This window comes from Pseudoalteromonas sp. MMG005 (genome assembly GCF_018101015.1).
GTDB classification, from domain to species: Bacteria; Pseudomonadota; Gammaproteobacteria; order Enterobacterales; family Alteromonadaceae; genus Pseudoalteromonas; species Pseudoalteromonas aurantia.
The window spans coordinates 123,944-149,682 of record NZ_JAGJEK010000008.1 but is presented as its reverse complement, the minus strand read 5'-3'; the positions used below and the strand labels follow the sequence as shown (position 1 = coordinate 149,682).

The following is a 25,739-nucleotide window of genomic DNA, read 5'->3' as shown; positions in this document are numbered from 1 at the left end:
ACTCAACAGAACCGGTAGGCAGCGCTTGATTGGCTTTTCTACTGTGTTATCGGCTGACTCACATGGAATAACCATGCTACGCAGCCTCTGCCTTGTGCGAAATCCAATCAAACTGCTGCAAAAATGAACCTGAAAGATCAACAGCCCCTAACCAGTGCCGTTATCATAACGTTTTTTCAAAAGAAGCACGAGAATATCCTTATTCAAACCCTCATTACGTGAGGTCCCGCCATTTGTGTTAGTGATACGAGCATTTTGTATTTAGGGAAAATGCTATTTTTAACTCGGTAAATGGCCGGTTTTAACAAAAATCACTGTGTCTTCTTCAACAAAAGGTTGGTGTTGAGAACAGTGTGGGTTTCTTATCCAGGTACCTATAGGGTAACTGCCGTGTTCATCTTTTAATTGCCCGCTTAATACCAGTACCTCTTCGCCACCATAGTGTTTATGAAGTACAAACATTTCATTCGCTGGCCATTTAACTAACGCGGTATGTGAGGTCTCAAAAGAGTGTAAAGGCAGTACTTGTAAATTCCCTTGTCCAGGGTGCCATCGTTTAGCGTTGCTATTTATACGCAATGATTGGGTATCGTGTTTGCAAAATTGATTTAACTTAACAAAAAGAGTACAGCCGTTTTTACTAAATGGTGTATGTTTACTGCCTGGTGGGTTGCGAAGGTAGCTGCCAGCGGGGTAATCACCATGTTCATCAGAAAAGGTCCCTTCAAGTACCAATATTTCTTCACCAAAAGGGTGCACATGTTCTGTAAATGACGCACCTGCTTTGTAGCGTACAATACTGGTGATATGGCCTGACTCTGCATGTTCTCTTGCTAACGGTTTTCGTTCAACACCGTTTAAAGGACTTGGAAGCCAAGGTTGCTGTGCAGTATTAATGGTAACTCGTTTTGAAAAGTCGAGGTTTAAGTTGCTCGTATTTGGATACATGGTACTTCCTAATTTCTGCCGGCCATAACTCCGCCATCTATGTTGAGTATAGTGCCTGTTACCCAGTTACTTTGTTGGGAAAGAAGGTACATGACACTATTGGCGATATCTTCAGGTGTACCAATTCGACCTAATGGATGGAAGTTATCAAAGCTGGCAAGCGTGGTGCTTAATTGTTCAGGTTTAATAAAATGATTATAAATAGGGGTTTTCACAACAGCAGGTGCGACTGCATTGACGCGTATATTATGTTCAGCAAGTTCAATGGCTAGATGCTGTGTTAGGGAATGAAGCCCTGCTTTTGCCATGGAATAAGCGGAAGAAGGGGTTGCTTTTATGGCTTGATGTGCCCACATTGAACCAATATTAACGATGGCACCTCTGCGTGCCTGTTTCATTCGAGAGACCGCAGCTTGAGTGATAAAAAATATGCTTTTATTGAGTGTCATATAGTGCTCATAATCTTCTTCTGAATGCTCAACAAATGGTTTGGGGTTAAAGTAACCCGCCGAATTGACGAGGTATGATACGGCGTCTTCATGGTTGTTAATATATTTTTCAACTCTGTCCCTATCTGCTTTTTTGCAAAGGTCTGCGACGAGCCCCTCGGCTTTTGGTGAGTTGAGTAATGCAATAGCATCGTTCACTTTCTCTGTGTTTTTACCGATGATAACCACCCGAACATGGTTGTTAATAAGCTGCTGCGCTGTTGCCAGTCCAATTCCACTGCTTCCACCCACAATCATTGCGAAACCTGATTTTGAAAATAACATATCAACTCCGATTAAAATATCTGCGCGACAATCGCGCCGTTTCAACGATAGAATACGGGGGCATGATATTTGAAAACAGTAAGCACATTTAGGTGATCTAGGCACTTGTTGGTACATATTTATGATTAATAAAGAGAAAAAAATTGAACGAATTATTGGGCCGCAGCAATCTGCACGTATGGTTGAGACGATTGTTGGTTGTAAGTGGTCCTTGACGGTATATCAATTACTGGCTTTGGGTGTTAATCGCCCTGGAGAAATGGTGAGAGTGACTGATGGGCTTTCAACCAAAGTACTGAATCAATGTCTCAAGCGCAATATTGAGTTTGGGTTGTTGCAGAAAATAAGTTATCCCGAGATCCCGCCTAGGGTTGAGTATAAGGTGACTGAACTAGGGCATAAGTTTTTACCTATACTCGATTCGTTAACCCAGTTGCAAGGAGAGATCGATAAATTAGGATAGTGTATTTAATCTATTGCATACGTATTCAATAGGATATATGTAGTTCTTGCTCTACATTGTTATCGGTTTGTAAATAAATAAACGACAACAAAAGAGCCTATTATGACAACATTACTAAAAACGGTCTTACCTAATAGTATCCGATTAAAAGCCGCGCAGTGGTTACTTATCAGTGGTGCAACACTGATGAGTTTGACCGCTACTGTGAATGCCCAACCAACAACCTTTGTTCATTTATTTGAATGGTCATGGCCTGACATAGCTCAGGAGTGTGAAACATTTTTAGGCCCGAAAGGCTTTGCCGCCGTACAAGTTTCTCCACCGAATGAGCATATTATTGGTGAGCAATGGTGGACGCGTTATCAACCCGTGAGCTATCAGCTACAGAGCCGAGGAGGAAGCGAACAACAATTTAAAGACATGGTGCAACGTTGCAAACAAGCTGGCGTTGATATTTATGTGGACACTGTGATCAATCATATGGCCGCAGGAAGTGGGCAGGGCGTTGCGGGTTCAACATTCTCTTATAAGAACTTTCCAACTTACAGTCCGCAAGATTTCCATACTACCTGCGCAATTAATGGAGAGGATTATGCTAATAATGCATGGCGAGTGCAAAACTGTGAATTGGTCAGTTTGACTGACTTGGATACTGACTCGTCTTATGTACAGTCACAATTGTCTGGTTATCTGAATAGCCTCGTTGAGGCGGGTGTCGCTGGGTTTAGATTAGATGCAAGTAAACATATGCCGGCACAAGACATTGCAACTATATTAGCCCAAGTTACGGGCGCACCGCTTGTTTTCCAAGAAGTGATTGATCAAGGAGGGGAAGCGGTCAGTGCCAGTGAATACTTTAACAATGGACTTGTTACAGAGTTTAAGTATTCGACTAAATTGGGAGATACTTTCAAAAATGGCAAATTGGCATGGCTGAGTAACTTTGGCGAAGCGTGGGGGATGATGCCAAGTTATAAAGCCGTGGTATTCGTCGACAATCATGACAATCAACGTGGTCATGGTGGAGCCGGAAATGTTGTCACATTTGCTGATGGTAAGTTATATGAGTTGGCAAATGTGTTTATGCTCACATACCCCTACGGGTACCCAAAAGTTATGTCGAGTTTCGAATTTTATGGAGACACTGATGCAGGCGGTCCTAATGTACCAGTTCATCAAGGTACGCAGTTGAATTGTTTCGCGCAGCAATGGCAGTGTGAGCACAGGAAAACATTGATTTCTGGAGCCGTAAATTTTAGAAACAATACAACAGGTGCATGGCAAGTTAATAACTGGTGGGATAACGGTAACAATCAAATTGCTTTCTCACGTGGTGCTGAAGGGTTTGTTGCGATTAACAAAGAGACAAATTTATTACAGCAAACATTACAAACAGGTTTAAGTAAAGGTGTTTATTGTGATGTATTAACGGGTATGCTCAGCGCTGATAAAAGCAGCTGTACCGGTAAGTCTCTGGTGGTTAACGAGCAAGGTATGAGCGTTATTTCAGTCTCATCTATGGATGCAGTTGCTGTGCATCATCATAGTAAAATTGTTAATGGACCTACCTCTTCACCAATGCAACGCACTGTTGTTTTTATTAAGGCACAGACCACCACAGGTCAAGATGTATTTATTAGAGGCGGTATTGACCATACGTATGGCAAGAGTATTGGGCGAGATTGTGATGTTGAGCCATTTAAGTGTGCATTGCCAATGGCACATAATAATTTACGTAATACCACCACGCAAAGCTGGAAGGTTGGTGATAGTTACTTGGATTGGCATGGTGCGCAATCAGGGCAAAATACCAGTGCTGCGGGGACCGCTTTAGATTGGACAATCAATAAATGGCCAAATAATTGGGGTGTTAAGCGTACAGTTGAAGTAGATGGATACGGTGAAAGTGTGCTGAATGGCTATGGCCCGCATTATTGGATGTTGGATGTTCAAATGGACTGCTCGTCTTCGGTAAATGGTTGGTTTGAAGTGAAAGCATACATAAATAATGGGCAAGGTTGGGAGGGAGACATTAACCAAGCAGGCGCTCCTTATATGAGTAATAATCACTTTGCTCAGTGTGGTCAAATAAATGTGTTCGAGTTTGGCAATAGTTCAGCTATCCATGCCGATTTTTAAAAGAATAGACATGGTGTATTAGATTATGACCCACAGAATATATGTAAGTAGACTGGTGATTGCTTATTTGCATATATTTTTGCGTGACATGACTGCGCTAAAACACCTCTTTAACGCAATCCAAGTAAAGAAGGTTAATGCTTACATAGCTGGTCCAGTAAACTATCAGGGACCGGCTTTAATTTTACTGCATTGAGATCCATTTTCGCATAAGGTGCAACGTGTTCTGTAACCCAAGGCACATCGATAATTTCCAAATACTTTTGTAACGAGTCTTTTAAACCATATGGGTATAAGAAAATGGCTCTCTCTAGCGCATAAGCCACACGTGAAAATTGCACTTCACTGGGGAGCATTTTTGCGGTGACGACCGCCTCCATGATTAAGTAATGGTAGAAATAGTGAAAGTTCTCTTTTTTTAAGTCAAAAATAGCTTGTTTTACCGAGTTATGGTAGCGCCAAAATTGCTGATACTTCCTTTGTAAAACAAGGCTATCAAGCAGGTTCAGGCCAGCTCTAACAGCATTTTCTGGAGTGCCTCTTAAGCTGTCGTCTCTAAATAGTTGAATAAAATAGCGTTGCGCTAATTCATACTGACCTGCATCTAAATGTAAACTGGCTTTTTTTTGCTTGATACGTTGTTTATCGCGGTGTGCACTGGCCATTGACTCAGCCTGTTTAAGTGATGATAGAGCTTCGTCATGCATGCCGAGTTTTAACTGAGATGAATACATGTTGAGCAGTATTTTAACTTGTTCATTTGGGTTATTTACAGCGAAATCTAAACCGCATTGATAAGCGAGTAGTGCTTTGCTGTAGAAGCGATTTTTTCTGTATAAAATCCCTAAATTGTTGAGTAAGTGGTACGGCTTATTTTCGGGGAATTCTTGCCATTCAGGTTGACTTAAACGTTTGCTAACCTTCACTGCGATGTCTGGAACGTTGTGTTTCACAGCAGCAATTAATATATTTTTATAGAATGTAAATGCACCTAGACTGGGGGGCAAGGCGTTGTATTTTTCAAATTGAGTTGAGATATAAAGTGGGTCTTTATCGGTACGTTCTTTAAACCCGTTGATGTTGGGTAAATCGGAAGCGGTATTCAAAGCAGCAACAAAAAACAAAGATGAAATGAGTACCACGACAAGCTCCTAAAGCGCTGCATTTCGCTATATTGTGCAATAGTATTCTATAACTGGCAAGTAAAGGAATATATTAAATACCTTTAATAAACAATATATAATATTGATAATATATATTTACTGAAAGTATATCCTAAAGAGGGTGAGTATAGAATATGTGGATAAAAAACCAACCACTAGAAGGCACGTATGTACAATTAGTTCCAATTGACTTGCAACATTGCGAGGCGTTAAAGCAAGCGGTAAGGGACGGTGAGCATTGGCGGCTTTGGTATGCGAACGTACCGCATCCAGATGATATGGGAAAGTATGTAACAGATGCGCTGGAGCAGGCTAAGCAGGGAAATATAGCTTATGTGGTGGTAGATAAACGAACAAATATAATTGTAGGAACTACCCGTTATTATGAGGTGGATAAAAATAATAAGCGGGCTGCTATCGGATATACTTGGTATGCAGATTCAGCCAGGCGCAGTCCCGTAAATACTGAAACTAAGTTGTTATTATTGAAAAATTTATTTGAACAACATAATGCCATTGCAATTGAATTTAAAACCCACTTTTTGAATCACCGTTCACGTACTGCGATTGAACGTTTAGGCGCGAAATTGGATGGTGTGTTACGTGCTCATAAAATAATGAAAGATGGCTCACTTAGAGACACCGCAGTGTACTCCGTTATTGCCAGTGAATGGCCTGCTGTGCGAAATAACCTTGAATATAAGCTGGCTAGCTAGCCAATCAATTTATTTAGCAAATTATAACGATTGCTCCACAGACAGGTAGGCTCAATGCAGCCCCTGAAATGATGGAAATCAGTGGGCAGAGTGATGATAAAAAGTAAACGTATATCTGGGCCTGATTGAGCGCGTTATTTGATATGATTTTAGGGAACTATAAGAGGGCTGTACATGCTGAAACAGGCAATAGATGATTGTTGGCCTCGGGTGTATTTTGTGTGTTTATTGTTGTAATGACGCTTGAGTAGACGAAGTATTATAAAGTTGACCCTTTTGACGTTTTTTAGAAAATAACAACTTAACTTTATGGGAACTAAACCGAATATTGGTCAGTCTATGTTTGCTCTGTATGAAGGATAATGAGCATAGAGGTTATATGAAGTATTTTGTAGTTCCCGTGATGTTGTTGATACAAATAATATCTACATCTGCTATTGCCAGTGCAGTGGATAAGCATCAATTGGTTAATGAACTGAAAAAGCACATAGAAGAGTTTTACGTTTTGCAGCAGAATATTCCCGCAATAATGAGTCATTTAACACACTTTACACAGTCGGAGGACTTTACAAAGGCAAAGAGTGCATCAGAATTGCTGCCGATACTTAATACTCGATTGCAAGCGTTTGATAAACATCTTGGTGTGTCTCATAAACCGAATACACAGGATGCCATTGAAGCAAAAAAAGCGCCATATGAGTCTTGGTTTACGCAATTAGAACGCAAAAATTTTGGATTCAATCGAATTGAAATTCTACCAGGGAATGTCGGTGTTATGGCATTTTGGGGCTTTGCAAATGTAACGCAGGAAAGTAAACAAAAAGTACATGCCATTATGACACTGTTGAGTGATGTAGATAGTTTGATAATTGATTTACGTGAAAATGGCGGTGGAGATGCTGCAATGGTTCAACAAATAAGTAGTTATTTTCTTGATAAAAAAACGCATTTAAACAGCTTTTACTCTCGTGACACAGACCAAACTAGTGAGTATTGGACGGTTGCTATTGAAGGAAAAAAACGCCCTTCTTTGCCTATTTATATCTTAACGAGCAATGCGACATTTTCTGCTGCTGAGGAGTTTGCATACAATTTCAAACATTTAGGGCGTGCCATAATCATTGGCGAGAGTACGAAGGGCGGTGCAAATCCATGGCGATTTGTTGATATTGGCGATGATATACATGTAGCTATGCCCGTTGCTATGGCAATTAACCCAATAACAAATACAAACTGGGAAGGTAAAGGGGTGCAGCCAGATCACAGTATAACTGCTGATAAAGCGTTAGAGTATGCATACAAAAAAGCGCTAGAACAACTCGCGTTGACACAAAAAAATCCACATGAAATGAGTGATATTAAGTCTGCACTTAAGCAAACAAGTTTTAAAATAATAGGAGAGAATGATGTTTCCAGTTGAGATTGTGTTAGCTTATTCCATCGCTTGTTTGTTGCTTGTTTGCTCACCTGGGCCTGATAATTTATTAGCAATAGGACGGGGGCTCAGTCAAGGAAAGCGGGCTGCTGTTGTCTCTGGTATTGCGTCGGGTACTGGCATACTTTTTCATGTCTGTACGGCTACATTAGGATTAACGCTGCTACTGCAAACGTCTATTGTGGCTTTTTATATCGTGAAATTGGTAGGTGCGAGCTATCTTATTTGGTTGGGTGTAAAAGTGTTACGTCACCGACATTTATTTAACTTTGACCCTGTAGCCAAACAATCCTTGCGCTCGATATTCTGGACTGGGTTCTTATCGGCTGCACTGAACCCAAAACCAGGATTATTTGTGCTGGCTTTTATACCTCAATTTGTCAACCCAGATTTGGGGTCTGTGACAGGCCAAATGATGGGATATGGGCTTTGGTTTGCGCTATTGACTACGGTTGGATTTAGTCTTATGGGTATGAGCGCATCGCGATTGCGTTATTGGTTACAGAAAAGTCCCACTATTATGTCAGGACTAAATATGGGTGCTGGGGTGGTATTTTTGGTGTCAGGGCTAGCTGTTGCATTGATGCGTCAAAAGTAGAGAGCAGATGTTTACTTGAATTTGTAAAATTTGCCACTATTAATAGGGTCTATGCTTTGATGCACTTGGCTTACAAAAAAAATAGATAGTGAGCTTTGGCCCGATAACTCTATTTAATTAAGGTAGTTTAATGAACCCAATTATTGCGATTTTGAAAGAACATAATATTAGTGATGAAAAAATAAGCGAACTATTTCAAACGCTGACAGAAAATCCGTTGATGGCGATGGGGGTTGTATCACAGCTTGGGATCCCACCGGAAAAGCTGCAGCAGCTCATGGGGTTGGTTATGCAAAATCCAGCGCTTATCAAAGAAGCGGTTGATGAACTCGGTTTAGATTTTTCGAAAGTTGAAGAAGCAAAAGCAAAGCTTAATCAATAATTTAACTAAATTTAAGAGCGATGGAAAAATCCCTCGCTCGTTTACCTATTCGCGTTTCTGTTGCCCTTACACATAAAACTGCTCACGTCACTTTTCTCAGCCTCCGTATTGTATTTAATCGCATGTTATTCGCGATTCAACGTTAACCATAAACGTACATCACATTACTCAATACAATTGTGTTGGCGGGATTGTGTAACTTTTTTACTGACACAGCTCGTAAATTAACGTAACAGACTCCGTGCGTTTCTGGTTGTTCATGAATTGAGAACATTTAGAGGTTAACGAATCGCTGTGCTGATAAGTGATAAAAAAGCCAGCAATTGAGCTGGCTTTTAACGCATCTATAAGATGTGTATGTATTAAAAGAGGTGTTTATTGCGCCTCATAATTAGGCTCAGTAATATGAGTAATAATAGGTTAAATGAGCCTGATGACTTTTTTACCTTCTCAGGCAGTGTATCGGGTGTTGGTTTTGTCGGTGTTTCAGTGGGGCTGAGTGTGACGGTCACAATAACCTCCCCGTTGGCTGTGGCACCGGCGTTATCAGAAATTGTATATAAGATAGTGGCATTTCCCGCAAAACCTTTGGTAGGCACAAAACTCAGTGTATTACCTGACGTAATACGCACAGAGCCTTCATCAACACTTGCCGCTGTGACTGTTAGAGTATCTCCGTCAACATCATGGTCATTGGCGAGTACATCAATTTCCAGTGTTTGATTGTCTTTGGTGCTCGCTGTGTCTCGCGTTGCTATCGGTGCACTGTTCATCACGATGGTGATACTGGCATGACCGGTTGCAGACCCTCCTTGCGTGTCTCCAATCATGTACGTTAGTTGTGCAAGCCCTGCAAAGTTATTGGGTGGCGTAAAGTATATGTCGTTGCCATTGAGCTCAACCGTACCAATATCGCTAGTGACATTAACAATAGACAATACATCACCATCAGCATCGCTATCATTGCTGAGTACATCTAGCTGAGTGCGCTTACCTGCAGTGACTGTGAAGGTGTCTTCGGTGGTAACGGGCAATGAATTGCCATTGAGTACGATAGCCATACCGCTTGGATCAACCACTGATTTATTCGCGAGGCCATCATCATCGTTAGGACCACCATCGACAATTTGTAGTTTAATACACCAGTGACCAGGGTTAAGTCCTTCATGCCATTGGCTACTGCTTGCTGCAGGACAATAGCCTGATTCGCCTTGAGCTGACATCACCGTGTTTCCGTCACCGAGCGTGAAGTTGACCCATTCGCCATTTTTGTATTTGCGATAGATAGCATTTAAAGGCACCTGCTCATATTGAGGCAGCACAATGGTAAATACATCACCAGCATTCATTAGGCCAGAGGCAATAAAGTCATATAAACCACCTACATTTTGTGCCGTATCGTCACTGGGTAATTCTGAGCTTAATAGTTGCGCGCCACCGGAACTATTTTGCGCAACAGATGTGCCTTTACGCAAAGATGTACCAGGTTGAGCTTCAATCAAATGGGCAGTTGAATTACCAGCACTGCCTTGTAACACATTCAGTTGTGAAATCGCATCTAGATAATCAGGGATCCCGTCGCCATCAGAATCGGCATAGCCTTCTTCGTTATCTGGGATCATATCACCATCGCTGTCTTGCGATGTGAGCGTAGCCAGTTGTGCAATGATTTCAAAATATACATCTTGAGAAGTTGTCAGTGCTGGCGTTGCGTTATCTGTCACGCTTGCAGTAATAGTATAATTACCCGCAGGTAGCTTTTCTGGCGAGAAGGTAAACTCTTTATCTGTCCCACTGGTATTGTGAAGGCGAGGGTCTGTACTTGCCCATGATACTTGTAATACATCATCGGCATTAGCATCAGACACAGTTGCTAAGAGTGAGACTTCACCCTGATCAGCTGCGACGAGGGTACGGTTTTCGCCTTGTTGCGAGATTGTTGTGGTGATTTGCGGGGCGATATTTCCTTCTTCGATAGATATAGTGGCTGTATTACTTGATGAATTTGCATTCACTTCATTACCTAACGTAATAAGAATTGCTTCGCCTTTTTCTTGCAGATCGTCCTGAATAACATCGAATGTGATTAAGCCGGAACGGCCAGAAGCAATAACGATTTCACCATTTTCTAAGGTGTGATCTGCGGCAGACGCAGAGCCTGAGACTGTATACGGTATGGTGACTGGGTAGCTAGGGGCATCACCATTTAGCTGAACACTTATGGTATTACTGCTGCCTTCACTGACGGTAAAACCCTGATCAATAGATACAATTGGGTTTACCGTGACGGTATGAGATGCCATAGCCATGCGTGCTTTGCTATCTTGGGTTTGCCAATAAACAAGGTGTTTACCTGGGGTAAATATGCGCTTATTAGTGACCAATGACACTGCAAGTGTATTGCCTTGACTATCGGTCGCGGTGGCGATACCCAGTTCTACCTTAGTGAATAAGCCCGTTGCATCCACTGAAATATCAGCTGGGGCGGCAATTACAGGTAAGCCCGTTTGCTGTGAGGTAATGTTTAACGTTGCACTTGATGCACTACGTGCTTGCTCAGGGTCCACAATCACATAGTGAATAGTCACAGTGGTTGAAGCTTGGGTTGGTGCTTGATATACCAATTGATTGTTTTCAACCACAACACTGCCGATCGATGTCTGTGCACCAACGATAGTGAGTGGCTGCTCATCGAGGTCAGTATCGTTACTTAACACATCAAGTACGTAGCGATTGGCATCGTTGCCGTCAAATGTGAATGTGTCAGGGTTTGCTTGTGGCATATCGTTCACAGAAACAACATTAATAGCAATACGCGCTTCTGATGATTTGTCGGTGCCATCATCAACAATATAGGTGAGTGTATCTTCTCCATTGTAGTTGGCATTCGGTGTATATGTGAGGGTATTCCCTTGTACAGACGCAGTGCCAGCATTTGGTTGAGTAACAATTTCTACATTTAACGCATCACCGTCGATATCGTTGATAGCAGGTATAAAGCTCGTTGTACCATCTTCCTGTACCGATATGGTTTGTGCTTGTGCGCGTGGTGGTGTATTGGTAAAACTCACCTCAATGGCAAAGGCTGGCAAAGAAGCGGTGAGTTCTTGGTCACTGACTGTGATAGAAATGTTGTTACTAGTACCGACATCACCGCGAGCAGGGGTGCCTGATAAAGTACCCGTTGTACTATCAAAATTAGCCCATATCGGCTTATTGACTATGATGTAGCTCAGCTGTGTACTATCAATATCAGTTGCACTTGGTGTAAAGGTATAGGTATTACCTTGACGAACTGTGGTCGCAGGTGTGCCTGTAATGTTTGGCGCATCATTCACGTTATTTATCTGAATATTGGCAACAGCACTGTTAGATGTGAGCGAACCATCATTTGCTTGGTAATTAAAACTATCAGTACCAGTAAAATCATCATTTGGAATGTAGTTTACTTGCCCACCAGACAGTGTCGCAGAGCCATTGCTTGGTTGATTGATAATAATAAAGCTAAGGTTGTCACCATCAATATCACTGCCATTGAGTGTTATCGAAATTGGGGTTTCTTCATCCGTAGTTGCTGATACATTTTGCGCGTTGGGTGCATCGTTTATCGCTGTGATCGTGATTGCTATTTGTGCCGGCGCAGAGTCTAGCTCCCCGTCATTGGCGATAAATGCAATGCTGTCAGTGCCATTAAAGTTTGCTGTTGGCGTATATGACCACACTGCACCGCTTACTGGTGTGAGTACCCCGTTACTAGGTGTAGTGCTAATTTTGTAAGTTAGCGCAGACTTTTCAATGTCTGTTCCTGTTAGTGTAATGTCGATACTACCGTCTTCGACAACAGTCATCGCACTTGGTGTTGCTACTGGTGCATCATTTACCGCTTCAACTGTTACCAAGACTTCTGCTTTATTTGAAATAGCACCAGCAATGTCTTTGATTGTATAGGTAAAGCTATCAGAACCTGAGAAGTTTTCATTAGGTGTGTAGGTCGCGGTGCCAGTAGCTGATATAACCACTGTACCAGAACTGGCTGCATCAGTTAAAGTTACACTTGCTACATCTAACTTATCATTCGCATCTACGTCAGTATCATTACCTAAAATGTTAATTTCAAATGACCCATCTTCTTGAACGGTTGCAGTGTTGTTTTCAGCCACTGGTGCGTCATTAACTGGTTTAATGGTCACTTTCACAGTAGCTGGTACTGATGCCAATGCTTCACTATCTGTTAGCACATAGGTAAAGGTCAGTTCTCCAACGGCATCTTTAGCGGGTGCTATATGTAGCTGCCCATCGGCATTCACGGTAACACTAGCAAGGTCAAACACGCCTTCCCCTTTGCCTTGGTCCTCCAGGGTAATGTTTGCCCCGTTAAAACCTTGGTCTTCAACATCAGAGTCATTATGTAATATGTCTAATGTTAATGGGGTATCCTCATCGGTTTGTGCACTGTCATTTTCAACAACGGGTCTGTCATTAATTGCGCCAATATTGATGCTAATTGTCGCTTCGTTAGACACTTCTTCGTTGCTGTCGGCAATGGTGTACTTAAAGGTGTCGGTCGCTACCACATTGAGATTAGGTATGTAAGTTAATGTGCCATCAGCTTGGTTCAGAGTCACTGCACCATGTGTCGGCTCAGAGGTAAGCTTAACGTCACCTGTTGGATTAGTGTCTTCGATGTCGCTTGCTTGGGTGCGAATATCGTCTATCGAGATGACTAAGTCTGTATCTTCATCCGTCATTTTAGAGATGTTGACTGCTTTTGGCGCATCGTTTACGGCGGCAACTGCAATATTGACCGTTGCAGGTTCAGAGGTTAGTGGGGTGGAATCAGACACGGTGTAAGTAAATGAATCAGGCCCATTAGCGTGTTTATTTGGTGTGTAGGTGGCACTACCATTGATGATAGACACTGAGCCAAATTTAGGCTCTGTCACAAGCCTGGCAGAAGCCGCGACAAGCTTTTGTTCTGCATCAGTATCATTGTCAATGAGAGAGAAGGTAACGGGCGTATCTTCTTGTGTGCTCGCTTCATCATTTTTAGCTATTGGCGCATCATCAATAGGGTTAATCGTGAGTGTCACGGTTTGAGTTGTTGATACAAGATTTGTACTGTCTTTCACTCGATATGTAAATGTATCTTCGAGTGTTTCAGACCCATCATGTTCATAGATAAATGCACCGCTTTCATTGAGAGTAAGCGTACCGTATTTTACAGACTCTCTTAATATTGCAATAAGTGTATCGCCAGAGTCTAAATCCACATCAGTGGCAGTACTAAGCAAACCGTTTACTTTCCCAATGGTCAGTGCTTCGCCTTCATTCAACGTAAATTGAAAAGGTTCAGCTGAGGGAATGTCAGGGCTGTTAATGACTGTAATACTAAACGGTGCCAAGCTCACTGATAGGCTACCTGCTACATTATCTTTGACACTGATGATGATGTTTTCGAAAGTTCCTACATCGTTATCGACAGGTATTCCCGTCAGCGCGCCAGAGATTTCATCAAAGGTGATCCAAGTTGGTTTATTTTCTATTGAAAAAGTGTGTATGTCTTCAAGGTCTGGGTCTGTTAATGTCGGTTCGAAGTTATATATATTGTTTTGCTCGACTTCGAGTAAAGGAGCACCAGTAAGGGCTGGCGCATCGTTGATATTAGTTACTTCAATAGCAAAAGCAGGCAGTGTTGCTGTTGCCCCTCCTTTGTCAGCCACACTGATAATAATATTATCAGATCTACCAACATGTTCATTAAGCGGCGTGCCATTTAATGTGCCTGACTCAGTATTAAAGGTCGCCCATTCAGGTCTGTTTTGAATAGCAAAAGTATGTGAGTCATCAACATCAATATCGCTAAGTGCGGGTGTAAAAGTATACGCACTGTCTTGCGCTACACTTGATGGCGGCGTACCTGTTAACTGTGGTGCATCATTGGTGTTTGATACTGTAATACTAAAGGTGGGTAAAGTCGCTTTTTCACCGGCTTTATCTGTCACGCTAATGATAATATTGTCAGTGCTACCAACGTGTTTATTGAGTGGGGTACCCGTTAATGTACCTGACTCAGAATTAAAGCTCGCCCATTCGGGTTTATTTAAAATAGCAAACGTATGTGAGTCACTTTTATCAACATCAACGAGCGTTGGTGTGAAAGTATATACGCTGTCTTGTGCCACATTCGATGACGGCACACCGGTTAATTGTGGCGCATCATTGATGTTTTCCACTGTAATATCAAAGGCGGGTAATGTTGCTTTTTCACCTGCTTTATCTGTCACACTAATGGTAATATTTTCAGTGCCACCAACGTGTTTATTGAGAGGGGTGCCAGTTAATGTGCCTGACTCAGTATTAAAGGTCGCCCATTCAGGTCTGTTTTGAATAGCAAACGTGTGTGAGTCACTTTTATCAACATCGGTGAGTGTTGGTGTAAAAGTATACGTACTGTCTTGCGCTACACTTGATGACGGCGTACCGGTTAATTGTGGCGCATCGTTGACGTTTTTCACTGTAATATTAAAGGCGGGTAATGTTGCTTTTTCACCGGCTTTATCTGTCACGCTAATGATAACATTGTCAGTGCTACCAACATGCTTGTTTGTTGGTGTGCCGCTAAGCACGCCTGATGTGGTATTAAAGGTTGCCCACATTGGTGCATTTTCAATAGAAAAAGTGTGTGAGTCATCCAAATCTACATCAGTAAGTGACGGTGTGAAGCTATATAGCGCATCTTCATTGATTGAAGCGGCTGGCGTACCTGTTAATGTAGGAGCATCATTAACGTTAATAACTTCTATTGAAAATGGAGTTAGCGCAGTATATCCAGTGCCGTCAAACACCTTAATTGCAATATTTGTGTATGTATTGACATCATCATTGCTCGGTGTTCCTACTAGCTGACCTGTTGAGGCATTAAAGCTTAGCCAAGAAGGCATGTTATTAATCGTGAAGCTTAAGGCATCGTTATCAACATCGCTGGCTGTAGGCGTAAAGTCATACAGTTGACCTTGTTTAACATTGGTTGCTGGTGAGCCAGAGATTAATGGTAAATCTTGAACATTGGCAACGTTGATATTAACGGTGGCTGGTGTTGACCATGAAGTTTGGTCAAATGCCGCGTAGGTAAAGCTATCAGCACCAGAAAAGTTTAGGTTGCCCGTATAAGTTACCACATCATTAATAATTGTCAGGTTACCACTTTTTGGCACAGAAATAATTTTGTACGTTAAAGGAGATTGCTCGATGTCGCTTGCTGTTAACGTTATGGCTATTGGCTGCTCTTCAATAGCCTCGACTTTTTTAGAGTCTGCGCTTGGTACGTCATTTACTGCCTCAATGAGTACATTGACGGTGGCGGGTTGTGAGGTATTACCACCACTATCAGTGACCATATAGGTAAATGAAAACGTGCCACTTGCATTAGGTGTTGGGTTAACCAAGAGGTTGCCCGCAGGAGTGACGGTTACATTCGCAAGCGGATAGATGCCAGCACCTTGGCCTTGATCTTCAAGGGTGATGTTTTCGGCGGTAAACGTTTCATCTTCAATATCAGAGTCGTTTTCTAAAATATTGAGTTCTTTAACCGTATCTTCAAGTGTGTTTAACGTATCGCTTTGGGCGATGGGTGTATCATTAACGGCCTCGATATCAAATGTGATAATACCAGGCTCAGATACGGCACCAAAGTTATCTGTTACTGTGAATGAAAGTGTATCAATACCGGTTTCATTTGCTCTTGGCGTATAAACAATAGACTCATCTTGTAAGTTAAAGCTCATAGCGCCTTTTGTTGGCGAACTGATAATACTAATAGCACCTGCGGGTACGCCGTCTTCTATGTCAGAAGCTAAAGCGCGTAATGAAATTGACTGTGATACGTCATCTTCAATTAATTGAGCTGTATGGGGCGTCACTGTCGGTACGTCGTTATTGAAATTAATATCAATAGTTACTGGACCAGTGACACCATGAAATGGGCTATCAAAACTATAGCTTAAGGTGTCTTGGCCAAACATATTTGGGTGTGGAGTATATTTAATCTGGCCATCAATCACCTCTGCATCACCTAGCTGAGGTGCCGAAGTTATTTTTAATGTACTTTTCGCCGAAGATTTATCACCTATAACGTCATTGGCAAGGACATCTATGGTCGTTGTTTGGTCTTCCTCTATAAATACGCTATCCCAGTTGATGAGCGGTGGCACTGAACCAGGAGTAAAAGTAAGATTCGCGGTATGTACTTTTGATGCCTGATTAAAGTCCTGAATGATAAACTGAAATTGACACGTGAATGTGTTGTTAGAGTAGTTATTCAAAATAATTACGCCATTACTTCCTACGAGAAGACCATGGTTCTGACAGAGGAGGTCAGCATTGATAACTGTGACTGAAAGTCGATCTTTTAGCTCATTACTGATGTTAAAATGACTTAATAACCCCTGGCTTTCATCGATATCAAAGTTGTACGTGCTTGATGAATAAGAGAGGTTGCCTGTTAACGGCAGTATGAGTTCTGCATCGTCTAGTTTGGTAATATAGAGTGTGTGAGATGTTTGGTAGGTATTTTCACCGTCAGACACCGCAATAGTCACGTCAATCGTTTCTGTTTCAAGTAGGTCTATATCGCTATTCGCTTCAGGAATACCAAACAGTTCGCCAGAGGCAGGGTTAACTTCCATCCATTGTGGCGCTTTTAATAACTGATATGTTAAAGGGTCGTTGTCTGTATTTTCGATATGATGTGGAAATAGCGAAAACTCCCTGCCAGTATAAAGGCTATTATAGTGTAAGTAATTGACTTTTTGCGAGTAATTAAATGGGAGCACAGTGATTGTAAAAGGCTCGACCAAATAACGCGCTTTACCATCGGTAACATAAATATGGATCTCTTCAGTAGCACCGAGATCATCTTCTGTCGGAGTACCTTGTAACATCCCCAGTCTGGTATCGAATGTGGCCCAGGTGGGTTTGTTTTCAATATGAAAACTGTACTCGTTTGGGTCAAGGTGATCTGAGTGACTAATTGTCGGGCTAAAACTATATGTTTGGTTTTGATAAACGCTGCTCTTGGGTCGACCAGAGAGTGTCACATGATCAACTACTTCAATGGTAAATTGTTTTGTTACATTAAGAGAAGGCTCATTGAGATTCTCAAATGTCACACTAATTTTATACTCTCCAAGTGTGATATTTGGTTGATCATTGAATCGGATACGTGAGCCATACTCTAATTTAAATAGGTGATTATCGTATGCGTTGTCTTCGAGCCTTATACTATGATATGGAGCCTCACTGATAACGTCGAGGCCTTGATAATCATTTATATGTAATTGTTTACTACTTAAATGGAACTCGGCGTCGGTATTTGGATTATGACTTAAAATAGGTACGTCAAAGCCATTTGTGCTCCCTTCCCTCCACGTAATTGTAATGGTTTGTTTTGGAGATTGGGTGGATAAGTTATTAGTAAGGGTATACGTCTCACCTTTGGTAACGTACTGAGGGACTTCCTCAACGATGTAACCTGGGTTACTAACATAGACTAATTGAGCTGTGTTAGAAGAGGAGTCTGCTTGATGGTATGTCACACTAAAAAGGTTATTGTTAACCATTGAGTAGTTTGCGCATCGGAGTTGAAACCCCTCTACATATACATTGTGGCATTCTATCGCTTTTGCTGATTGAGTAAAAAAAAGCACGCACAGAGCAGCCAGTAAAGTCGGTATAGTGGTATTAACTTTATTTTTTGTCTTCGCATAAGTAAATGCGTAAGGTCGAGCAAATAGAGCAGCTAACCACTCCCATCGTTTTATAGTCATAATAGTCCTTTCTATTACTTCAATGCGTACTGGGTGATTAAATCAGTACTCCATGGTGTTAAATCAAAGCTTGTTAGTGCAGGGTACGTAACCTAGTACACTGTTTTTATAATTATTTGTATGAAAGAAGACACAATGGCTTATGTCGAATAAGTCAGTGTGCCTAAAATACTTTTTCAAAGTCGGGGGTGTTTAACCACGCAAATGAGTCATTGGCTTGCTGTAATGTTTAAAAAGGCTGACTGTGCGAGCAAGTCTCTTATTTCATTGCTTGATAGCGGTTCGGTTCTTAGCCTTTGTAGTGTGGCAAAATCACCGTTAAATTGGTGAGCGGCGAGTGTCACGCTCAGTGACGGGTTACTGAGTTGTGCGGTACTTTCATTGAGGTAGTTACCAAATGATAAATCGGCAGCAATGTTTGCTTGCGTCTTGCCCCTGACTGCCCAGCTGACATTACCATTAAATTGGTCTTGCCACCTCAGGGTAACCGTGACTTCATTTATTCTTTGATCAGCATTACCAAAGTCATATGTTACAGATTGTGAGGCGTCATTAAATGAGTTACCAAATTCAGCAAATGCTGCGGCCAGCTCATAAGAGCCTTGAATGTGGGAAAGTGTGTTATAGGTGCCAGTATCATCAATTGTATTGGTGACAAATGATGCAATCGTCACGGATATGCCCGCTTGAGATGAGGTTTGCTCTAAATATGAGGTGATGTAATTTTGTTTAACAATATCCGGGAAAATATACAGTGGTGTATCGGAGAATCGTGCGTATCTAGATTGCTCTCGCGTAACAAGATCGGCAGGGTTGGTTGATATTAAAACGTATTCGTTGGCTTGTGTGTGTTGTGTCGTATTGACTACGACGCCTGTTGAGGTGAAGTCAGCATCGCTTTGTACAATGTGATTACCGTCAGTGAGTGAAAACATCCCGCCACGTACATCACCTGTATTAGCATTTTTAATAAATAGGAGTTTCTCTTGTAGTGAGTTTGCACAAAGTGTTAATTCCGCTGGACTATTTGCTAAAATGATATTGTCAGAAAACCCAGTTAATGTGTAGTCTGAATTGGTTACGGCTAATTCACTAACATCAAAATTCACAGCGTCACAGTCACAGCTTTGATACCCTTTAAAGGTCACTGTGCCCAATGCTAAGTCACTCGCGATATCGTCCACATTATTGATGGTGATGATTTCAGTTTGCTTTTCATTATTGCTATCAGTTTGCGTTGCAATGATAGAAATATAATGGGTATCAGCAGGTCTACTATATTGAAACAGACCGTCTGGTTTTATCACTGGTGTTTCAATGGCTTGACCTTGCTCGTTATGAAAAACTAAGCTACTTGCAATAGGCGCAACGCCACAGTCATTTTCAATTACTGTATTAAAACTGATGCCGTATTTAGAAACCGGGGTTGGTGATGGGGCCGCGTTTACAGGTATTGTTGTATTAGTAGACGAGTTAGTATCATTGATATTACTCTTTGACGAGTCGCCACAGGCAGTTAATAAACAGGCAGTACTTACCGCACACACGAGTGTGAGTCGTTTCATCTCATATCCTTTGAAAAATTAAATTCCATAATAACGGTACAGATTGTACCGCAAATGTTTTGCTTAATTCAATAGTATAAATTTTTGTTTTATATGAATTAATAGAAACTGATTAAGGCAGTATATGAGGAATAAAAATGAAAAAGTTCATAAATGTGTTTATTTATTTCACTAAACACTCGTGACTTATCAAAAGGTCACGCGCAAACTTCATTCGCCTGTTTTAGTCCATAGTTATTCCACATTTACATTTTATGATAGAGAAAAATCATCAGAGTAACAGGCTATGACACAGCATACATTCGACATATTAACAGGCGATGAGATTACGAATGCAATTGATGAAATTGCGCGGCTCAGGATCGACATTTTTGCTGAATATCCATACTTATATGGCGGATGTGTAAGTTATGAAGTTGAGTACCTTCGTAAATTTGCGAATACCAAGCAAAGTTTTATGGTGGTAATGAAAGACCAAGGAAAAATTGTTGGAGGATTAACAGGATTACCTTTGGCCCATGAACAACCGGCTGTGCGACGTCCGTTTGTTAATAGCATGTACCCATTGGCCTCGACATTCTATTTTAGCGAGGTTTTAATGTATCCACGTTATCGTGGCAATGGTTATGCAACGACAATGTTTAAATTGGCAGAGCAGTTTGTTAGCCAATTGTGTTCTTACAATTATATTGCGCTAGCGACTGTTGTACGTGAAGCAAATCATTTGAAAAGACCTCATTCATATCAACCACTAGATGGCATGTGGCAGCACTTTGGTTATAAACCACTGGCAAATCATATTTGTATTATGGATTGGCGAGAGCATGGTGATGAACAAGAAACTGCCAAGCCATTGATGTTTTGGATTAAATCTATGACTAATATGGGGAGTAGTAAAGGTTTATTTCCTGCTGCTACACTGCTAATGAGTGTGGTAGGTTAATCGTCAAATGACATTTTAAGTATTAATTTGAGACTAAATTAATAACTATTGAATAGTAATTATCACAATCTCGGTCTTTTGGTTATTAATTAGATGCCGAGGTCGATGATGACGAACAATCAAACCAGTAATATAGTGCGTATTACATTATTAATTAGCTTTACCCTATTGGGGTTTTCATTCTTTTTGGGTAGCAATGCGAATGCCATTACACATACATTTAACTTTTATTTGTTGACTGAGTGGGTTGATACGCCATTGTTAAGCATTTTGACCGGAATTGTGTTTCTAGTCGGTGCACTATTAGTTATTTTTGCTGCGAGAGAGCCCGTTTTACGCAGTGTATTGCTCACCATTGTTGCTATTCTTGCGTTAGTCCCTTTGTTCACACTATTTAGCGAAACACGCTGGATAGCGAGCCTTGGTGGCTTTCCTATTATTGGTTCTGGCCAGGGAATAATAAAATATGCGGCGTTGCTCCCGCTTGCTGTGTACCTATGCAAATATGATGCAATGAGTCTTCGTCAACATGCATTGTTGAATTTTTTACCTGTCGCGTTAGTTTTGTACTGGATAGGAGCGATGAAGTTTTTTGAATTTGAAGCAAATGGCATTGTTTCATTGGTTGAAACATCACCCTTTATGTCTTGGTTATATGCCATATTTACTGTGCAAGGTGCGTCAAATGCAATAGGGGCTTATGATGTGTTGTTTGCCACTGTTTTGGGTTTTGCGATCTGGATGAAAGCCCCTCGAGTTGTATTTATAGCGGTGGTTGGGGCCGGTGCGGTGTTTGTTATGACGCAAACCTTCTTATTAACGGCAGAAGGTGCGTTCAGTTCTGCAACACTTTTAAGCGGTTTAGGGCAATTTGTGATTAAGGATTTATGGTTTATTGGCAACCTTGCTGTTATCACACAATACAGTATCAGCTTGGATAAATCGATATTTGTGCCACAGCAAGTTGAGGCGTAACAATGAAGACAAACTTAATATTGATAGTATTGATCGGTTTAAATTTTTTTACCGGAGCAGTATTTGCAAAGAGTGATCCGATAGCGATTGGCGGCGTTAATCATGTAGGGTTAACGGTATCTGACCTTGAGCTGTCTAAAGCGTTTTTTGTCGACCAGTTAGGTTTTAAGGTCAATGGACATGACACAACTTACCCCGCTTATTTTTTATCTAATGAGCATGTTATGGTTACACTTTGGCAGGTAGTAGCACCTTTATCAATGCAACCGTTTAACCGCAAAAATAATGTAGGGCTACATCATCTAGCATTTAATGTAGGCTCAGTTGCCCAATTAAATGCGTTACATGAACGTTTTAAAACATTAAAAAATATGAAAATAGAATTTGCGCCAGAGCTTTTAGGTAAAGGGCCAACCCAACATATGATGATCCGTGAACCCAGTGGAAATAGGCTTGAGTTTATTGTTCGTAGTGGCAAATAACGCTTTATTAGCGCTGCGACATATGCACGGTTATCTTTATTATTGAATATGCATAATGGTTACTACATACTTGTAAGCATTATGCTTGTTTCACTATTTAATACTCCTTCCAACTCCCGTACTTGCCGCAGTATTCTATCGAATTCTGTTAGGTTAGGTGTATTCATTTCAGCAATCAGATCCCAAGCCCCGTTCGTTGTATGTATTTTAACAAGTGCGGGGATCCCTTTAAGTTGCTGAACAACCTGGCTCGTAGACTTGCCTACGACTTCTATCATCATAATGGCTTTAATTGAATCTGTTTCAAGTTGTTCATGCATGCGAATCGTAAAGCCTAAAATCGCACCACTGCCAATTAGTCTATCTAAGCGATTTTGTATAGTGCCCCTCGACACTTTTAGCTGGCTTGCCAGCTCAGATATGCTTGCTCTGCCATTATTTCTTAAGGCAATGATCAATTGTTTATCAAGAGAGTCGTAAATATATGGCGTCATGATTCGTCGCTATATTTTATGTGAGTAGGTGATCAAATTAGCACTTTTTGTATTTATATCTAGCAATTTGTATAAAAATATTATTATTTGTGCATTTTATTGCCATTTCTTATAGCAATTGATCACGCTAAGATAATCACTCTAGCGTGACGAAGAGTCACTGCATTGTCTGAAAGTGTGATAAGGCAGCTTAAGTTTCAAAGAGTTAATAATGGTGTTCTGCATCAGTATACGAAAGTTAACGATTTGGTCGGAACAGGAGTTTTAATATGAATAAAGTACATGCACCGAATGCAGTAGTGATGATGAGACCTCATCATTTTACGTCAAACCCTCAAACCATGATGGATAATACTTTCCAAATATGTACAAAGGGTCGTGATGTGGCTAAACAAGCCTATCTTGAGGTTACACGTGTTGCTGAACAGTTAATGGCTGCGGGCGTGATGGTACATTTGTTTGAAGACGAATCGGATAAAACACCAGACTCAGTGTTCCCTAATAATTGGTTTTCGACCCATAGTAATGGTTCAGTGGTTGTGTATCCTATGTATGCAGAAAACCGCCGCTTAGAGATCCGTCAAGATGTTTTAGATTACCTCTCAGAACACTATGAAGTAAAGCAAACGATTGACTATAGTAATAGAGTCAACCGAGAGGTGTTTTTAGAAGGCACGGGTTCGATGGTACTAGATCATAATAATAGTGCTGCTTATGTGGTTGAATCAAAAAGAAGTAACCGAGAACTCGTTGAACAGGTATGTACGGAGTTAGCGGTTGAGCCTGTCATTTTTAATGCATATGACGTAAATAAAGTACCCGTTTATCATACTAATGTGGTGATGTGTGTTGCGGATCAATTCGTGATGGTTGGACTAGATATGGTACCAAAGCACCAGCAACCAAGGCTACTCGCGCATTTTCGTAATAATAACTTAAAAGTGATTAAATTAAGTAATACGCAAGTCAATCAGTTCTGTGGAAACGCCATAGAGCTACAAGGGCGAAACAATAAGATATTAGCATTATCACAAACGGCATTTTCAGCATTGAGCTTAGAACAAATCGAAGTACTTGAAGAGTTTGTGGAATTATTACCATTTGATATCTCAACGGTAGAATCTGCAGGTGGCTCTGTTAGGTGTATGGTTGCTGGTGTGCATTTACCAAGTAAGAAATTTAATTAAGGTGGATGTAAAATTTTGTTAGCCGCTCTCTCATTGTTAAGTGTTGCATGTATATTGCAATTTGACCTGAGTATGAGCGCATGTGATATAACAATAATAAGGTGAAGATAGAACTTTAATTCAGAAATGCAGAACCTTGGGATAACTATTATAACACGTATGAAATAGCGTTAACAAAGAGGGCATTATGTTTGAACAATTTGTAGGTACAGTGAATGGTGTTTTGTGGGGACACGGTCAAGTATTGATTTATGTCTTACTCTTTGCCGGTGTATGGTTTTCATACAAACTAAACGTGATACAAATTCGCCAGTTTCGTCATATGTTTTCTTTGCTACGAGGCAGTAATAAGGCTGAAAAAGAAGGTATAAGTTCATTTCAAGCGCTTTGTACAGGGCTTTCAGCTCGGGTTGGCACTGGTAATTTAGCTGGGGTTGCCGTTGCAATATCATTGGGTGGCAGTGGTGCCATTTTTTGGATGTGGGTGATTGCGATACTGGGTATGGCCACTGGGTTTGCGGAAAGCGTACTCGGGCAAGTGTATAAGGTCAGAGATAGTCAAGGTGAGTTTAGAGGGGGACCTGCTTATTATATTCAACTGGGGTTGAACAAGCGCTGGTTAGCCGTGAGCTTTGCTGTGTGTTTATTTTTAGGTTATGGCTTTAGTTTTAGTGCGATGCAGACGAATACAATTACGGATGCGCTGCGTTTCGCATTTGATATACCCGAACTATATTCAGGTATAGTGATCACCATACTGGCTGGATCTATTATTCTTGGCGGGCTGAAAGCAATCGCAAGGTTTGCCGAGCGAGTAGTACCAATTATGGGCATTCTATTCGTTTCTATGGCTGTGATTATTACCGCGGTGAATATCAGCGACGTGCCTGCGATGCTCAAAGAGATAATACTCTCGGCGTTCGGCTTACAAGAGGCTGGTGCAGGCGCAATGGGCGCTGCGATAAAAAATGGCATACAGAGAGGGTTATATTCAAACGAAGCCGGAGCAGGCAGTGTTCCCCATGCATCTGGTAGCGCTAGTCCAGTGCCGAATCACCCTGTAACCCAAGGCTATATTCAAATGTTAGGGGTTTTTTTAGATACTATTGTGTTGTGTAGTTGTACAGCGGTGATCATTTTATTGGCCGATATTAACATCAGTGGAGAAATGGAAGGGATCCGTTTGACACAAAGCGCCATGACCGCACACCTTGCTACAGGTGGCGTGTATTTTGTTGCCGCAGCCATTACATTATTTGCATTTACGTCTGTTGTGGCTAATTTTGCTTACGCAGAAAGTAACTTACACCTGTTTAAGTTAGATAATAGAGTGGGTCGTGGGCTGTATACATCGTTGTATTTATTAATGATGCTCTGGGGCGCAACCGCAACGTTAAAAGAAGTGTGGAGCTTAGCTGATATGGCTTTGGGCTTAATGACGTTAGTGAATATTTTTGCCATTGTTCAATTGACCCCAACCGTGATTGCGGTCAATAAGGATTATCATAAACAGCGAGCGCAAGGAAAAGAGCCCAAATTCAGTGACGCTGAGGTTAACGTGCAAGGAAAGTGTGAACTAGGAGTTTGGTCAAAAGAGTAAGAGGGAGTGTGGATATCGAATCTGAAACAAGACAGATTATAGATTTTAGCTT

Annotated in this window: 17 protein-coding genes; 11 read left to right on the top strand and 6 right to left on the bottom strand. The window is 41.2% G+C overall.

The genetic code is table 11. The features are described from left to right. Nucleotides 1-279: 279 nt before the first annotated feature. Nucleotides 280-948 (bottom strand): cupin domain-containing protein, encoded by a 669-nt coding sequence (locus J8M01_RS08190; RefSeq protein WP_211057666.1) that lies wholly within the window; start codon nt 946-948, stop codon nt 280-282. Nucleotides 949-956: 8 nt separating this feature from the next. Further along, nucleotides 957-1,721 (bottom strand): SDR family oxidoreductase, encoded by a 765-nt coding sequence (locus tag J8M01_RS08185; RefSeq protein WP_211057665.1) that lies wholly within the window; start codon nt 1,719-1,721, stop codon nt 957-959. 121 nt (nt 1,722-1,842) lie between these two features. Here J8M01_RS08185 and J8M01_RS08180 point away from each other — a divergent pair, with 121 nt between their 5' ends. Together J8M01_RS08180 and J8M01_RS08175 are read left to right on the top strand one after the other, a co-directional pair. Further along, a complete protein-coding gene (locus tag J8M01_RS08180) occupies nt 1,843-2,184 on the top strand; it encodes a helix-turn-helix domain-containing protein (protein ID WP_192509751.1) in 342 nt (113 codons plus the stop codon). A 186-nt stretch (nt 2,185-2,370) separates the two neighbouring features. Next, the gene (locus J8M01_RS08175; protein ID WP_247671070.1) at nt 2,371-4,323 is read left to right on the top strand and encodes an alpha-amylase family protein; all 1,953 of its coding nucleotides are present in this window, start codon (nt 2,371-2,373) and stop codon (nt 4,321-4,323) included. A 134-nt stretch (nt 4,324-4,457) separates the two neighbouring features. On the opposite strand, the gene J8M01_RS08170 is transcribed toward J8M01_RS08175, so the two are convergent. After that, nucleotides 4,458-5,465: a hypothetical protein gene (locus J8M01_RS08170; protein WP_211057663.1), complete on the bottom strand. Its 1,008-nt coding sequence runs from the start codon at nt 5,463-5,465 to the stop codon at nt 4,458-4,460. A gap of 155 nt (nt 5,466-5,620) precedes the next feature. Between J8M01_RS08170 and J8M01_RS08165 the strand changes: the two genes are divergently transcribed. From J8M01_RS08165 to J8M01_RS08150, 4 genes are all read left to right on the top strand, one after another. Then, entirely contained in the window at nt 5,621-6,202 is a 582-nt protein-coding gene (locus tag J8M01_RS08165; RefSeq protein ID WP_192509754.1) for a GNAT family protein, read from the top strand. 379 nt (nt 6,203-6,581) lie between these two features. Continuing rightward, the gene (locus J8M01_RS08160) at nt 6,582-7,622 is read left to right on the top strand and encodes a S41 family peptidase (RefSeq protein WP_211057662.1); all 1,041 of its coding nucleotides are present in this window, start codon (nt 6,582-6,584) and stop codon (nt 7,620-7,622) included. Continuing rightward, the gene (locus tag J8M01_RS08155) at nt 7,606-8,235 is read left to right on the top strand and encodes a LysE family translocator (RefSeq protein WP_247671063.1); all 630 of its coding nucleotides are present in this window, start codon (nt 7,606-7,608) and stop codon (nt 8,233-8,235) included. The genes J8M01_RS08160 and J8M01_RS08155 overlap by 17 nt, the downstream gene beginning before the upstream one ends. Nucleotides 8,236-8,365: 130 nt before the next feature. Next, a complete protein-coding gene (locus J8M01_RS08150) occupies nt 8,366-8,617 on the top strand; it encodes a DUF2999 domain-containing protein (RefSeq protein WP_192509756.1) in 252 nt (83 codons plus the stop codon). Between the two features lie 362 nt (nt 8,618-8,979). Here the strand turns inward: J8M01_RS08150 and J8M01_RS08145 are convergent, their stop codons facing one another. Then, complete coding sequence (locus J8M01_RS08145; protein WP_211057661.1) at nt 8,980-18,441, bottom strand: Ig-like domain-containing protein; 9,462 nt, start codon at nt 18,439-18,441, stop codon at nt 8,980-8,982. A 209-nt stretch (nt 18,442-18,650) separates the two neighbouring features. Beyond that, on the bottom strand, nt 18,651-20,006 hold the full coding sequence (locus J8M01_RS08140) for a hypothetical protein (RefSeq protein ID WP_211057660.1): 1,356 nt from the start codon (nt 20,004-20,006) through the stop codon (nt 18,651-18,653). Between the two features lie 286 nt (nt 20,007-20,292). Here J8M01_RS08140 and J8M01_RS08135 point away from each other — a divergent pair, with 286 nt between their 5' ends. From J8M01_RS08135 to J8M01_RS08125, 3 genes are all read left to right on the top strand, one after another. Further along, nucleotides 20,293-20,949, top strand: a complete 657-nt coding sequence (locus tag J8M01_RS08135) for a GNAT family N-acetyltransferase (RefSeq protein WP_192509759.1) — start codon at nt 20,293-20,295, stop codon at nt 20,947-20,949. Nucleotides 20,950-21,057: 108 nt separating this feature from the next. After that, entirely contained in the window at nt 21,058-21,924 is an 867-nt protein-coding gene (locus tag J8M01_RS08130; RefSeq protein WP_211057693.1) for a DUF417 family protein, read from the top strand. Between the two features lie 2 nt (nt 21,925-21,926). Then, nucleotides 21,927-22,406, top strand: a complete 480-nt coding sequence (locus tag J8M01_RS08125) for a VOC family protein (RefSeq protein ID WP_210995206.1) — start codon at nt 21,927-21,929, stop codon at nt 22,404-22,406. A gap of 62 nt (nt 22,407-22,468) precedes the next feature. Here the strand turns inward: J8M01_RS08125 and J8M01_RS08120 are convergent, their stop codons facing one another. Continuing rightward, complete coding sequence (locus J8M01_RS08120; protein ID WP_192509761.1) at nt 22,469-22,900, bottom strand: Lrp/AsnC family transcriptional regulator; 432 nt, start codon at nt 22,898-22,900, stop codon at nt 22,469-22,471. A gap of 269 nt (nt 22,901-23,169) precedes the next feature. Here J8M01_RS08120 and J8M01_RS08115 point away from each other — a divergent pair, with 269 nt between their 5' ends. Further along, on the top strand, nt 23,170-24,087 hold the full coding sequence (locus J8M01_RS08115) for an arginine deiminase-related protein (protein ID WP_211057659.1): 918 nt from the start codon (nt 23,170-23,172) through the stop codon (nt 24,085-24,087). 187 nt (nt 24,088-24,274) lie between these two features. Continuing rightward, the gene (locus J8M01_RS08110; protein ID WP_210995208.1) at nt 24,275-25,687 is read left to right on the top strand and encodes an alanine/glycine:cation symporter family protein; all 1,413 of its coding nucleotides are present in this window, start codon (nt 24,275-24,277) and stop codon (nt 25,685-25,687) included. Nucleotides 25,688-25,739: the final 52 nt, after the last annotated feature.